Source organism: Pelomonas baiyunensis (genome assembly GCF_043555935.1).
GTDB lineage: Bacteria > Pseudomonadota > Gammaproteobacteria > Burkholderiales > Burkholderiaceae_C > Pelomonas > Pelomonas baiyunensis.
The window spans coordinates 176441-189426 of sequence record NZ_JBIGIB010000006.1 but is presented as its reverse complement, the minus strand read 5'-3'; the positions used below and the strand labels follow the sequence as shown (position 1 = coordinate 189426).

The 12986-nt window shown below is 71.9% G+C and carries 10 protein-coding genes; 5 read left to right on the top strand and 5 right to left on the bottom strand.

All coding sequences use genetic code 11. The features are described 5' to 3' along the window. Positions 1-13 precede the first annotated feature (13 nt). The 5 genes from ACG01O_RS19525 to ACG01O_RS19505 all read left to right on the top strand — a co-directional run bounded on the left by ACG01O_RS19525 (position 14) and on the right by ACG01O_RS19505 (position 7500). Entirely contained in the window at positions 14-1048 is a 1035-nt protein-coding gene (locus tag ACG01O_RS19525) for an asparaginase (RefSeq protein ID WP_394387082.1), read from the top strand. Positions 1049-1144: 96 nt separating this feature from the next. Beyond that, on the top strand, positions 1145-1831 hold the full coding sequence (locus ACG01O_RS19520) for a TetR/AcrR family transcriptional regulator (RefSeq protein WP_394387081.1): 687 nt from the start codon (positions 1145-1147) through the stop codon (positions 1829-1831). Continuing rightward, a complete protein-coding gene (locus ACG01O_RS19515) occupies positions 1828-3291 on the top strand; it encodes an efflux transporter outer membrane subunit (RefSeq protein WP_394387080.1) in 1464 nt (487 codons plus the stop codon). The genes ACG01O_RS19520 and ACG01O_RS19515 overlap by 4 nt, the downstream gene beginning before the upstream one ends. Positions 3292-3293: 2 nt before the next feature. Next, positions 3294-4403: an efflux RND transporter periplasmic adaptor subunit gene (locus ACG01O_RS19510; RefSeq protein ID WP_394387079.1), complete on the top strand. Its 1110-nt coding sequence runs from the start codon at positions 3294-3296 to the stop codon at positions 4401-4403. A 13-nt stretch (positions 4404-4416) separates the two neighbouring features. Continuing rightward, complete coding sequence (locus ACG01O_RS19505; protein ID WP_394387078.1) at positions 4417-7500, top strand: efflux RND transporter permease subunit; 3084 nt, start codon at positions 4417-4419, stop codon at positions 7498-7500. 45 nt (positions 7501-7545) lie between these two features. Here the strand turns inward: ACG01O_RS19505 and ACG01O_RS19500 are convergent, their stop codons facing one another. The 5 genes from ACG01O_RS19500 to hutI all read right to left on the bottom strand — a co-directional run bounded on the left by ACG01O_RS19500 (position 7546) and on the right by hutI (position 12982). Continuing rightward, positions 7546-7863: a 2TM domain-containing protein gene (locus ACG01O_RS19500; protein WP_394387077.1), complete on the bottom strand. Its 318-nt coding sequence runs from the start codon at positions 7861-7863 to the stop codon at positions 7546-7548. A 130-nt stretch (positions 7864-7993) separates the two neighbouring features. Next, positions 7994-9547, bottom strand: coding sequence for a methyl-accepting chemotaxis protein (locus ACG01O_RS19495; RefSeq protein ID WP_394387076.1), 1554 nt, complete (start codon positions 9545-9547; stop codon positions 7994-7996). A 65-nt stretch (positions 9548-9612) separates the two neighbouring features. Then, positions 9613-11004, bottom strand: a complete 1392-nt coding sequence (gene hutF, locus ACG01O_RS19490; protein ID WP_394387075.1) for a formimidoylglutamate deiminase — start codon at positions 11002-11004, stop codon at positions 9613-9615. Further along, complete coding sequence (gene hutG, locus ACG01O_RS19485; RefSeq protein WP_394387074.1) at positions 10992-11792, bottom strand: N-formylglutamate deformylase; 801 nt, start codon at positions 11790-11792, stop codon at positions 10992-10994. The genes hutF and hutG overlap by 13 nt, the downstream gene beginning before the upstream one ends. Continuing rightward, the gene (gene hutI / locus ACG01O_RS19480; RefSeq protein ID WP_394387073.1) at positions 11789-12982 is read right to left on the bottom strand and encodes an imidazolonepropionase; all 1194 of its coding nucleotides are present in this window, start codon (positions 12980-12982) and stop codon (positions 11789-11791) included. The genes hutG and hutI overlap by 4 nt, the downstream gene beginning before the upstream one ends. Between the last annotated feature and the right edge of the window lie 4 nt (positions 12983-12986).

Below are 12986 nucleotides of genomic sequence, written 5' to 3'. Positions count from 1 at the left end.
ACGCCCTTCCTCCATGAACCCCATCCTCATTGACGTGCTGCGCGGCCGCACCGTCGAATCCACCCACACCGGCGCCCTCGCCATCGTCGACGCCTCGGGCGCCGTGCACACCGCACTCGGCGACATCGACCGGCCCATCTTTCCGCGCTCGGCCGTGAAGATGCTGCAGGCCCTGCCGCTGGTGGCCAGCGGCGCGGCCGAGGCGTTTGGGCTGACCGATGCTGAGTTGTCGCTGGCCTGCGCCTCGCACAGCGGCGAACCCGAGCACGTGGCCACGGCCGCGGGGGTGCTGACGAAGCTGGGGCTCGATGTGAACGCGCTGGAATGCGGCACACAGTGGCCCAGCCGCGAACCCGTGCTCAAGGGCATGGTGGCGCGGGGCGAACACGCCACGGCCCTGCACAACAACTGCTCCGGCAAGCACAGCGGCTTCGTGTGCCTGGCCTGCCTGATGGCGCGCAACGCGGGGGCCGAGCCCACCGAATTTGCGCGCGGCTATGTGGCGGCGGAGCACCCGGTCATGCGCGAAGTCACCGCTGCTCTGTCGGCCACCACGGGCGTGGACGCCGAACGCGCGCCGCGCGGCACCGATGGCTGCTCCATCCCCACCTACGCCCTGCCACTGCGCTCGCTGGCGATGGCGTTTGCCCGCTGCGGCACGGGCCACGGCTTGAGCGACGGCCACGCGCGCGCTGCCCGCCGGCTGCGCCAGGCTGTGGCGGCAGCGCCGTTCATGGTGGCCGGCACTGACCGGTTCGACACCCGCGTGATGCAGGCCCTGGGCGAGCGGCTGTTCTGCAAGATTGGCGCGGAGGGCGTGTACTGCGCCGCGCTGCCCGAGTTGGGGCTGGGCGTGGCGCTGAAGATCGATGACGGCGCCGCCCGCGCCGCCGAAGCCGCCATGGCCGCCGTGGCACGGGCGCTGCTGAAGACCGAGGACGAACTGCTGAGCGGCTACAGCCATCTGCAACTGCGCAACTGGCGGGGCATGGACGTTGGCGCGCTGCGGCCGGCGGACGCCCTGACCCGCGCCCTCGGGGCCGGCTGAGGCGACCCAACCCGGGCACGGGGCCGCCGGTCCGCGAGATAAAACGATACAAAACGAGACCAAGCAAGCGCTTGGTTGGCTTGAGAATCCGGGCCCATGCCCGTCAAGCCACCGCTGCCCCCGTCGGCCGCTCCTTCCGCCCCCGCATCAGCCGCCCCGGCGGCGCTGCCCCCCCGCGAACGCCTGCTGCAAGAGGCCATGCGCCTGTTCGGCGAGCGCGGCGTGGACGCCGTGCCCACCCGCGAGATCTGTGCCGCCGCGGGCGTGAACCCGGGCGCCATCCACTACCACTTCGGCGACAAAGACGGCCTCTACGCCGAGGTGCTGCGCCAGCCGGTGCGCGGCCTGCAGGCGCAGCTCGACGGGTTTGACGACCCGGCCCTGGGCCTGCACGAATCCATCTGCCGCTTCCTGCGGCCCTTCCTGTTCGACGACGGCAGCTGCAATGCGCAGCTGTTCTTCCGCGAAATGCAGGCCCCGAGCCCGGTGTTCATGCACACCGTGGCGCAGGAGGTGGGCCCCATCTTCGACCGCTTTGCGCAGTTGCTGGCCCGCCACGCCGGCCTGGCCGCGCCGGACGCCGCCATCCACCAGCTGGCCATGGGCCTGCAGGCCATGGCGCACGACTACTCCATGACGCGCCCGATGCTGGACGCCTTCCACCCCGAACTGCTGGCCGACGACCCGCTGCTGGAACGCACCTGCCACCGCCTGGCCGACTGGGGTTGCGCCCTGGTGGCCTACGAGCGCGCCCTCCACGCCCAGCCCGCTTTCTCCGAATGACCCCTCCCTTCCGCCTTGCCGCGCTGGCGCTGGCGTTGCCGCTGCTGCTGGCCGCCTGCACCACGCCCACTCCCGTGGCCCCGCCCACGCCCGCCGCCGTGCCAGCCGCCTGGCGCTCGCCCCTGCCGCACGGCGGCAGCACGGCCGCGCTGGCCGACTGGTGGCAGGCCTTTGGTGACCCGGCCTTGACCCGATTGATCGCCCGCGCCGAGGCCCAGAGCCCGACGCTGGAGCAAGCGGCCGCCCGCCGCCGCCAAGCCCAAGCCGGCGCCGCGCAGGCCCGCGCCGGGCTGCTGCCGCAAGGCGGCCTCACCACCCAGGTGCAGCGCGGCCGCACCCTGAACGGCGTGGCAGGCGACAGCACCCAAAGCCACACGCAGTTCACCGCCAGCTGGGAGATCGACCTGTTCGGCGGCCAGCGCGCCGCCGCCCTGGCCGCCACCGCCCAAGCCGGCGCGGCCTCGGCCGACTGGCACGCCGCCCGCGTGAGCCTGGCGGCCGACGTGGCCCAGGCCTACGTGCAGTTGCGCCTGGCGCAGGCGCGTGAAGAGTCGGCCGAGCTGGACACCCGCTTTGCCGAGCAGATGAGCGCCTGGGCGCGCCAGCAACAGGCCGCCGGCCTGATGAGCGCCAGTGACGCCGCCCTGCTGAACACCGAACGCGCTGCTGCCGCCGCCGCCCGCAGCGCGGCCCGCGCCGAGGCGCAGATCGCGCTCAACGCCCTGGCCCAGCTGTGCGCCGAACGGGCCGAGGTGTTGGCCACCGAACTGGCCCCACCGGCCGTGGTGCCCACGGGCTTCGAGATCCACCGCACCCAGCCTCGCGCCCCGGCCTTCACGCTGGACGGCGTGCCCGCCCAAGCGCTGGCGCAACGCCCCGACCTGGCCGCCGCCCACCAGCGCTGGCTGGCCGCCGCGCACACCACCCGCAGCGTGGACGCCCAGCGCTACCCGCAGCTGAGCCTGGGGGCCCTGGCGGGCCAGACCCGCATCAGCGGCACCGCCAAGCCCAGCCAGAGCACGCTCTGGGCCGTGGGCCCGAGCCTGAGCCTGCCGCTGTTCGACGGCGGCGCCCTGGTGGCCGCGGGTGACGCCGCCCGCGCCGCCACCGACGAGGCCGCCGCCGCCCTGCAGGCGCAGTGGCTGGTGGCCGTGCAGGAGGTGGAAGACGCCCTGCAACGCGTGACCGCCGGCGCCGAGCGCGAGCGCGAGGTGGACGCGGTGCGGCTGGAGTGGGAAGGCATTGCCCGCCGCTCCCACGCCCAGGCCTTGGCCGGCCTGCAAAGCGGGCTGCAGCGCAACACCACCTTCCGCAACGCCCTCACCGCCCACGACGTGGCGCTGGGCGTGCGGGCCGAACACGCGCTGGCCTGGATCCGCCTGTACCGCGCCCTGGGCGGGGGCTGGAACGCCGCCAGCCTCGCCACCCCCGACACCCCCGCACCGAACACCGCCCGCTGACCATGAAGTCCTCCAAGTTTCGACTCTCCCTGCTCACCGCGGCCTTGACGGCCGCGCTGGCCCTGGCCTTCGTGGCCGCCACTTCCGGCCCGGTCCAGGCAGACCCTGCGCCCGCGGCAGCCGCCAGCGCCGCCCCCAAGCCCGCATTGACCGTCAAGCGCGTGGTGGCCCAAAGCGGCACCTGGGCGCAAACCCTGGCCGGCACCGGCTCCATTGCCCCGTGGCAGGAGGTGGTGATCGGCGCCGAGATCGGCGGCCAGCGCCTGGCGGCGCTGAACGTGGACGTGGGCGACCGCGTGAAGAAGGGCCAGTTGCTGGCCCAGCTCAGCCCCGGCACGCTGGAAGCCGACCTGGCCGCCAGCCGCGCCGCGCTGCTGGAAGCCGAAGCCAGCGCCCGCGACGCCCACCAGACCGCCACCCGCGTGAAAACGCTGCAAGGCAGCGAGGCGCTGTCGGCCCAGGCGATTGACCAAGCCCTGGCCGCCGACGCCGCCGCCCAGGCCCGCGTGGCCGCAGCGCAAGCCCGCGTGCAGGCCGACCAGCTGCGCCTGGCCTACACCCGCATCACCGCGCCGGACGACGGTGTCATCAGCGCTCGCCTGGCCACGCCGGGGGCGCTGGTGCAACCCGGGGCCGAGCTGTTCCGCCTGCAACGCGGCGGCCGGCTGGAGTGGCGCGCCGAGGTGCCCGGCGCCGAGCTGGCGCAGGTGAAACCGGGCCAGCGCGTGCGACTGCAGCCCAGCGGCGCCCCGGCCGTGGAAGGCCGCGTGCGCCGCGTGGCCCCGCAGGTGGACGCCCAGACCCGCAACGGCCTGGTCTACGTGGACCTGCCGGCGGGCGACGCCCTGCGCGCCGGCCTGTTCGCCCGCGGCGAGTTCCTGCTGGGCGACAGCCCGGCGCTGACCCTGCCGCAAACCGCCGTGCTGCTGCGCGACGGCTTCAGCTACGTGTTCCGCATCGACGGCACCAAGGTGCGCCAGCAGAAGGTGCAGGTGGGCCGCCGCGAAGGCGACCGCGTGGAGATTCGCGCGGGGCTGGCGGCGGGTGCAGCGGTGGTGGAGTCGGGCGTGGGTTTCCTTGCGGATGGGGACACCGTTCGCGTGGCCCCGTAAGGAGAGACCCACCATGTTCAACCTCTCCCGCTGGTCCATCGCCAACCCGGTGCCGGCCCTGATGCTGTTCATCATGCTGACGGCGGCCGGCCTGGTCGGCTTCAGCAAGATGAAGATCCAGCAGTTCCCCGACATCGAACTGCCCACCATCGTCGTCACCGCCTCATTGCCCGGTGCAGCCCCGGCGCAGATGGAAACCGAGGTGGCCCGCAAGATCGAGAACTCGGTCGCCACGGCGCAAGGCGTCAAGCACATCTACACCAAGGTGCAGGACGGCACCGCCACCATCACGGTGGAGTACCGCCTGGAAAAGCCGCTGCAGGAAGCCCAGGACGACACGCGCGACGCCGTGGCTCGCGTCCGCGCCGACCTGCCGGCCGACCTGCGCGACCCGGTCATCACCAAGATGAACCTGTCGGGCACGCCCATCCTGACCTACACCGTCTCCAGCAGCCACATGGACGACGAGGCGCTGAGCTGGTTCGTGGACAACCAGGTCACCAAGCGCCTGCTGTCGGTGCGCGGCGTGGGCTCGGTGGCCCGCGTGGGCGGCGTGAGCCGCGAAGTGCGCGTGGCGCTGGACCCGGCCCGCCTGCTGGCCCTGGGCGTGAGTGCGGCCGAGGTGTCGCGTCAGCTCAAGAGCGTGCAGCAGGAAGCCCCGGGCGGCCGCGCCACGCTGGGTGGCGCCGAGCAGTCGGTACGCACCATCGCCACCGTGCAAAGCGCCGAGCAACTGGCGGCGCTGGACATCCCGCTGGCCAGCGGCCGCCACGTGCGGCTGGACCAGGTGGCCACCGTGAGCGACACCCTGGCCGAAACCCGCAGCGGCGCCTTCCTGAACGGCAAGCCCGTGGTGGGCTTCGAGATCGTGCGCGCCCGTGGCGCTGGCGAGGTGGACCTGGCCGAGCGGCTGCGCGCGGCACTGGCCGAGCTCAAGGCCGCCCACCCGGACATCACCGTCACCGAGGCCTTCAACTTCGTGGACCCGGTGATCGAGAACTACAACGGCAGCCTCTCGCTGCTGCTGGAGGGCGCCTTCCTGGCGGTGCTGGTGGTGTGGTTCTTCCTGCGCGACTGGCGGGCCACGCTGGTCAGCGCGGTGGCGCTGCCGCTGAGCGCGATCCCGACCTTCATGGTCATGCAGTGGATGGGCTTCACGCTCAACGTGGTGACGCTGTTGTCGCTGTCGCTCGTGATTGGCGTGCTGGTGGATGACGCCATCGTCGAGATCGAAAACATCATGCGCCACCTCACCCTGGGCAAGACGCCGCTGGAAGCCGCGCGTGAGGCAGCGGACGAGATCGGCCTGGCCGTGATTGCCACCACCTTCACGCTGATCGCCGTGTTCCTGCCCACCGCCTTCATGAGCGGCGTGGTGGGCAAGTTCTTCGTGCAGTTCGGCTGGACGGCGTCCATCGCGGTGTTCTTCTCGCTGGTGGTGGCGCGGCTGCTCACGCCCATGATGGCGGCCTACCTCCTGAAGGCGCCCAAACACGCCCACAAGGAGCCCTTCTGGATGCCCACCTACCTGCGCGCCGCGCGCTGGGCCTTCACGCACAAGGGCAAGACCATGGCCATCACCGCGGCGTTTGGCGTGGCGGCCTGCACGCCGCTGTTCATGGGCCAGATCCCCGGCGCCTTCCTGCCGCCGGACGACCTGAGCCAGACGCAGATCAGCATCGAGCTGCCGCCCGGCAGCACCTACGCGCAGACGCAAGTGATTGCCGAGCAGGCCCGCGCCGTGGCGGCGGCCCACCCGCACGTGAAGCTGGTCTACACCGCCGTGGGCGGCGGCAGCGCCGGCAGCGACCCCTTCGCCATGGCCGGCGCCGCCGAGGCCCGCAAAGCCACGCTGACGCTCAACCTCACGCCCCGCAAGGAGCGCCGCGGCACCAGCAAGCAGCAGATCGAACGCGAACTGCGCGAGCGGCTGGAGCCGATTGCCGGCGCGCGCCTGAAGGTGACGTTCGGCGGCTCCAACGACAAGTACCAACTGGTGCTGGCCGGGGAAGACGGCGAGGCCCTGGCCCTGCACGCCGCCAAGGTGGAGAAAGAGCTGCGCACGCTGCCCGGCATCGGCCAGGTCACCAGCAGTTCCAGCCTGCAGCGCCCCGAGCTGCTCATCAAGCCCGACGCCGCGCGTGCGGCGGACTTGGGCGTGTCCACCGCCGCCATTGCCGAGACGCTGCGCATCGCCACCGCGGGCGACTACGACCAGTTCCTGCCCAAGCTCAACCTCGCGCAGCGCCAGGTGCCCATCGTCGTGCGCCTGCCCGACGCAGCCCGCGCAGACCTGGCCCTGCTGGGCGAGCTGACCGTGCCTGGGGCCCACGGCCCGGTGCCGGTGCGCCAGGTGGCCGAGCTGAGCCTCACAAGTGGCCCGGCCCAGATCGACCGCTACGACCGGCTGCGCAACGTCAACTTCGAGATCGCCCTGAACGGCCAGCCCCTGAGCGAGGTGCAGGCCGCCGCAGCGGCGCTGCCCAGCCTGTCGCAGCTGCCCCCGGGCGTGACCAAAGCCGAGATCGGCGACGCGGAAGCGTTTGCCGAACTGGGCCAGGGCTTCCTGCTCGCCATGGGCACAGGCGTGGCGTGCATCTACATCGTGCTGGTGCTGCTGTTCCACGCGTGGGTGCAGCCGGTCACCATCCTGGGGGCGTTGGTGCTGTCCATCCCGGGCGCCATCCTGGCGCTGTTCGTGACCGGCACCGACCTGTCCATGCCAGCCATGATCGGCATGATCATGCTGATGGGCATCGCCACCAAGAACTCCATCCTGCTGGTGGAGTACGCCATCGTGGCGCAGCGCGAGCAAGGCCTGAGCCGCCTGGACGCACTGCTGGACGCTTGCCACAAGCGGGCCCGCCCCATCGTCATGACCACGCTGGCCATGGGCGCGGGCATGATGCCCATCGCCCTGGGTTTCGGCACCGACCCGAGCTTCCGGGCCCCGATGGCCATCGTCGTGATCGGCGGGCTCATCACCTCCACGCTGCTGAGCTTGCTGGTGATTCCGGTGCTGTACGAGATCGTGGACGACCTGATCCAGCGCTTCAGCCGCCGGCGCGCGGGCGCGGCCGAGGTGGCCGCTGCCTGACGCCGCGCGGGCGGCACAGCCCGCCCGCCGGCGTGTTCTTGCCGCTCAGCGCTTTTGCAGGGCGGCAAGTTCTGCGCCCATCAGCCGCTCCCGCAGGCTGGGGCCGGACAGGCTGATCGCCGTGCCCACCGCATGGGCCACCAGGCCGATGCCCCAGCCCCAGACCGGGAACGGCAGGTGCAACTCACCGCCCCGCAGGTAGCCCAGCAACGCCAGGCCCGTGTTCACGGCCAGGAACACGCCCAGGTGCGTCAGAAAGCCGAGCTTGAGGTCCACCCGACGCGCCGCCAGGGCGTGCAGGTCGGGCGCCACAGGGGCCGACGCGGGGGTGTGAATCGGGTCGCGGGCGGTGGGGGTGTTCATCAGCGGCTCCAGGGTTTGGGTTGCGATGGCCGCATGGTGCGCCGCCCCCCTCACCCTCACGAGCCCCGCGCGACGAATAACGCCCGGGGCCGCTGAATCGACAGCCACGGCCCGCAAATGGGCCAACCGCTCAACTCAGGCGGAACACCGCCACCGAGCGCGTCAACTCGTCGGCCTGCTGCTGCAGGCTGGCCGCCGCCGCGGCGGACTCTTCCACCAGGGCGGCGTTCTGCTGGGTCATCTGGTCGAGGTTGGCAATGGCCTGGCCGATCTGGCCGATGCCGGAGCTTTGCTCGCCGGTGGCGTGGCTGATTTCGCCCACCATGGTGCTGACCCGCCCGATCGCGCCGATGATTTCGTGCATGGTTTCACCGGCCCGCGCCACCAGCGCCGCGCCGTTGTCCACGTTCTCGCCGCTGGCCAGGATCAGGCCCTTGATCTCCTTGGCCGCCTCGGCCGACCGCTGCGCCAGCGTGCGCACTTCGGCCGCCACCACCGCGAAGCCGCGGCCCTGCTCGCCGGCCCGCGCGGCTTCCACCGCCGCGTTCAGCGCCAGGATGTTGGTTTGGAAGGCGATGCCGTCGATGACGGCAATGATGTCGCCGATCTTGGCGGCTGACGCGCTGATCTGGCCCATGGTCTGCACCACCTCGTCCACCACCGCGCCGCCTCGGCGGGCCACGTCGGCAGCATCCAGCGCGAGTTGGTTGGCCTGACGCGCGGACTCGGCGTTGTGGTTGACGCTGGCGGTTAACTGCTCCATGGCTGATGCGGTTTCCTGCAGGCTGGACGCGGCCTGCTCGGTGCGGTTGCTCAAGTCCTGGCTGCCCACGGCCACCTCGCGCGAGGCCGTGGCGATGCCGTCGGTGCTCTCCCGCACGCCGGTCACGATCTGCACCAGCGAGGCCTGCATGCCCTGCACGCCGCGCATAAGGGCGGCGGTTTCATCGGTGCCCACCACCCGCACGCTTTGACTCAGGTCGTGCCCGGCAATGCGCTCGGCGGACTTCACCGCCGCAGCCAGCGGCATCAAGATGGAGCGGATGTTGACCGTGGTGTAGCCCGACAGCAGCAGCACCGCCACCACCACCACGATCAACAAGTTGCGGCGGATGGATTGCTCGTGCGCGTCAAGCGCCGCGACCTGGGCAGCCGAATGCTTGTCGATCTGGTCGGTCATGTCGGCCAGCACCTTGTCCATCGCACGCACCGAGCCTTTGACCGGCTCCATGGCCTGGTTGGCAGCGGCCGTGTCAGCAAACTCGCCCTGGGCCACGCGCTGCTGGATGCCCGAAAAGCCGGTGCGGTAGTCCTGCAGCGCTTTTTGCAATTCCTGCGGGCGCCGCTTCAGGTCACCCGGCAGATCCAGCGCCTCCATCTTGCCCAGACTCGCAGCCACCTTCTCAAAGGTCTCGTCCCATTCCTTGCGGTACTTGGCCACGGCCTTCGCGTCGGCCAGGTTGATGAGGGAGTCTTTCTCGTAGCGGCGCAAGTTGCCCACGCCGGCCCGCACGCCGGCCAGGTGGGCCAGGGCCTCGACGTCGTTGTCCACGTAGTGCACGAACGCCGCTTTGGAGCTGGACAGGCTCAGCAAGCCTTGCACCCCCACCACCAGCATCGCCAGAACGGCCATGGCCGCCAGGGCCAACAGACGCGCCTTGATCGAGAAATCGCTCAGCTTCATCGCCGCCCTCCGTGGACTTGTGCCCGAAAGCCTAACGACTTCAGCCTGACGCGCCAAGGGTATCTTTAACGGGGTTCGGCGCCTGCCCACAGGGCCTGCATGGCCGCTTCAAACGCCTCGCCCACCCGCTGGGGCGCCCGCCAGGGCCGCGCCCGACCGGCCACCCACACCGACTGCCAGGGCGACCCGTTGCTGCCAAACACCACCGCGTCCAGCAGGGCAGCGTCGGGCAGGCCGCGCAGGCTGTCGGCCTCGCGGTTGAGCACGATGAAGTCCGCCCGCGCGCCGGCCTGGAGCCCCCAGCCGGCCAACCCGGCCGCCCGGGCGCCACCGGCCACGGCCGCGTCGAACAGCCGCGCCGCGCTGGACGGCTGCGAACCCGGCGCCGCCGACACGTTGCGCTGGCGCAGGCTCAGCCGCTGGCCGTATTCCAGCCAGCGCAGTTCCTCCACCCAACCGCGCGTGACCTGGCTGTCGGACCCGACCGTCAGCGGCACGCCATGCTGCAGCCAGCGCGGCAGGTCGCACAGGCCGTCGCCCAGGTTGGCCTCGGTGCCCGGGCAGATCACGATGCCGGCGCCCGCGCGGGCCACCGCGTCGATCTCGGCCGGCTCGGCGTGCGTGGCGTGCACCAGCTGCCAGCGCGCGTCCAGCCAGCCCTGCTGGGCCAGCCACTCGATGGGCCGGCAACCGGTGGCCTGCAGGCAGTCGTCCACCTCGGCGGTTTGCTCGGCCACGTGGATGTGCAGCGGCAGGTCGGCATGGCCCACGGCGCTCAGCAACTGCTCGATGTCGTCCGTGGACGCCCCCCGCAACGAGTGCAGCGCCACGCCCGCGTTCACCCGCGGCAGCCCGGCCGCGCCGATGCGCTGGCAAGCCCGCCAGGCCCAGGCCGCGTCGGCCCGGAAGCGGTGCTGGTCCGGCCGCAAGCCCGTGGCCCCAAAGCCGCTGCGGGTGTAGACCACCGGCAGCAGCGTGAGGCCGATGCCCACCTCCTCAGCCGCCGCGGCCAGGGCCCAGGCCATGTCGAGCTCGTCCTCAAACGGCTGGCCGCCTTGGGCCGCATGGGCGGCGTGGTGCACGTAGTGAAACTCGCACACCTGTGTGTAGCCGCCGCGCAGCAGCTCGGCATACAGCTGCGTGGCCACGGCGCGCAGTTGCTCGGGCGAGATGCGCAGCGCCAGCGCGTACATGCGGTCACGCCAGCTCCAGAAGTCGTCCTGCCCGGCCTCTCGGCGCTCGGCCAGGCCCACGAACGCGCGCTGGAAGGCGTGGCTGTGGGCATTGACCAGGCTCGGAATCACCGGCCCGCCCAGCCGCTCGGCCTCCGCCGGCTGGGGTACGCCGGGCGTGATCTCGGCCCAGTGCCCTTGCGCGTCGGCCACCAGCAACACATCGCGGGCCCAGCGCCCGCCCACCCACGCCAGCGGCGCGTGCCATCGCTTCAAACCGGGCATGCCAGCAAGGCCTCCAGCAACGAGGAAATCACGGCCGACGCGCCCGCCGCACGGGCCTCGTCATAGGCCCCACGCGGGTCGGCGTTCTCGTCCATGTAGCAGCGCTGGCACATCTCCAGCTGCACGGCGTGCACGCCCGTGCCGGGCTGGCCGTAGTGCCGCGTGATGTAGCCGCCCTTGAAGCGGCCGTTCACCACCTGCGTGTAGGCCGACTGCGCCGCCAGCACTGCGCCCAGGCGCTCGGTCACCTGCGGCGCGCAGGAGGCGCCATCGGCGGTGCCGAGGTTCAAGGCGGGCAGCTCGCCGTCAAACAGCCACGGCAGCACGGAGCGGATGCTGTGACCGTCAAACAGAAACGCACGCCCGTGCTGCGCGCGCAGGCGCTGCAACTCCGCCGCCAGCGCATCGTGGTACGGGCGCCAGCAGGCTTCGCGCCGGGCCGCGATCTCGGCGGCATCGGGCTCGGCGCCCTCGCGGTACAGCGGCTCGCTGCTGAAGAAATGCGTGGGCATCAGGCCCGTGCCACCCGACGCGCCGGGGTACAGCGGCCGGTCGTCCGGCGGGCGGTTCAGGTCGATCACGTAACGGCTGTAGCGCGGCACGATGAGGCTGGCGCCCAGGCGCTCGGCCAGCGGCCGGTACAGGCGTTCGAGGTGCCAATCGGTGTCTTCGCTGGCCAGCGCGCGGGGCACGAGGCGGTCGTGCAACTCCGGCGGGATGTCGGTGCCCACATGCGGCAGGCTGATGAGCAGCGGCACCCGGCCGGTCTGCAAGGTGTAGACGGTCATGCGCCTCCCTGAATGCGTCCTTCGTAGACCCGGTGGATGAGCGGGTTGTGGCCAAAGCTGGCCGCCAGCTCGCGCGGGTGGCCCACGTCCCACACGCAGAAGTCGGCCCGCTGGCCCGCCACCAGTTGCCCGCGGTCGCGCAGGCCCAACGCGCGCGCGCCGTTCACGGTCATGCCGCGCAGCGCTTCTTCCGGCGTCATGCGGAACAGCACGCAGGCCATGTTCAGCATCAGCAGGGGCGACAGCGTGGGCGAACTGCCGGGGTTGTGGTCGGTGGCCAGCGCCAGCGGCACGCCCGCATCGCGCAGCGCCTGCAGCGGCGGCAGCTGCGTTTCCCGCAGTGCGTAATACGCGCCCGGCAACAGCACGGCCACGGTGCCCGCGGCGGCCAGCGCCGCCACGCCGTCAGCGCTCAAAAACTCCAGGTGGTCGCACGACAGCGCGCCGTACCGCGCGGCCAGCGCCGCGCCGCCCTGGTCGCTCAACTGCTCGGCGTGCAGCTTGACGGGCAGGCCGAGGGCGCGCGCCGCGTCAAACACCCGCGCCACCTGGGCCGGGCTGAAGGCGATGTGCTCGCAAAACGCGTCCACGGCGTCCACCAGGCCGGCCTGGTGCAGCTCGGGCAGCCAGGCGCACACGGCGTCCACATAGGCATCGGCCGACGTCGCCTCAGGGGGCAGCGCGTGCGCGGCCAGGTAGGTGGTGCGCACCTGCAGCGGCTCATGGGCCAGCGCGCGGGCCACGCGCAGCATGCGGGCTTCGGTGGCGGCGTCCAGGCCGTAGCCAGACTTCACCTCCACCGTCGTTACGCCCTCGGCCATCAGCGCGCGCACCCGGCGGCGTGCCGCCGTCAGCAGATCGGCCTCGCTGGCTGCGCGGGTGGCCGCCACGGTGGACTTGATGCCGCCGCCCGCCTGCGCGATTTCGGCATACGTCGCACCGTGCAGCCGCATCTCGAACTCGTTCGCGCGGTTGCCGCCGTACACCAGATGCGTGTGGCAGTCCACGAGGCCGGGGGTGACCAGGGCGCCGCCCAGGTCCACCACCGCGTCGGCCGCCGGCACCTCGGCGCGCGGCCCCACCCAGCAGAGCCGGCCGGCGTCGTCCACCAACAAGGCGCCGTCGTCGATCAGCCCCCAGCCGCGATCCCCCGCGAGGGTGGCCAATCGCGCGCCTTGCCAGCACTGCATCGCG

Excerpts from the sequence above, each read along its gene's own strand:
- hutI (WP_394387073.1), bottom strand. The coding sequence starts at position 12,982 with ATGCAGTGCTGGCAAGGCGCGCGATTGGCCACCCTCGCGGGGGATCGC.
- hutF (WP_394387075.1), bottom strand. The coding sequence starts at position 11,004 with ATGCCCGGTTTGAAGCGATGGCACGCGCCGCTGGCGTGGGTGGGCGGG.
- ACG01O_RS19525 (WP_394387082.1), top strand. The coding sequence starts at position 14 with ATGAACCCCATCCTCATTGACGTGCTGCGCGGCCGCACCGTCGAATCC.
- ACG01O_RS19520 (WP_394387081.1), top strand. The coding sequence starts at position 1,145 with ATGCCCGTCAAGCCACCGCTGCCCCCGTCGGCCGCTCCTTCCGCCCCC.
- hutG (WP_394387074.1), bottom strand. The coding sequence starts at position 11,792 with ATGACCGTCTACACCTTGCAGACCGGCCGGGTGCCGCTGCTCATCAGC.
- ACG01O_RS19515 (WP_394387080.1), top strand. The coding sequence starts at position 1,828 with ATGACCCCTCCCTTCCGCCTTGCCGCGCTGGCGCTGGCGTTGCCGCTG.
- ACG01O_RS19510 (WP_394387079.1), top strand. The coding sequence starts at position 3,294 with ATGAAGTCCTCCAAGTTTCGACTCTCCCTGCTCACCGCGGCCTTGACG.
- ACG01O_RS19505 (WP_394387078.1), top strand. The coding sequence starts at position 4,417 with ATGTTCAACCTCTCCCGCTGGTCCATCGCCAACCCGGTGCCGGCCCTG.
- ACG01O_RS19500 (WP_394387077.1), bottom strand. The coding sequence starts at position 7,863 with ATGAACACCCCCACCGCCCGCGACCCGATTCACACCCCCGCGTCGGCC.
- ACG01O_RS19495 (WP_394387076.1), bottom strand. The coding sequence starts at position 9,547 with ATGAAGCTGAGCGATTTCTCGATCAAGGCGCGTCTGTTGGCCCTGGCG.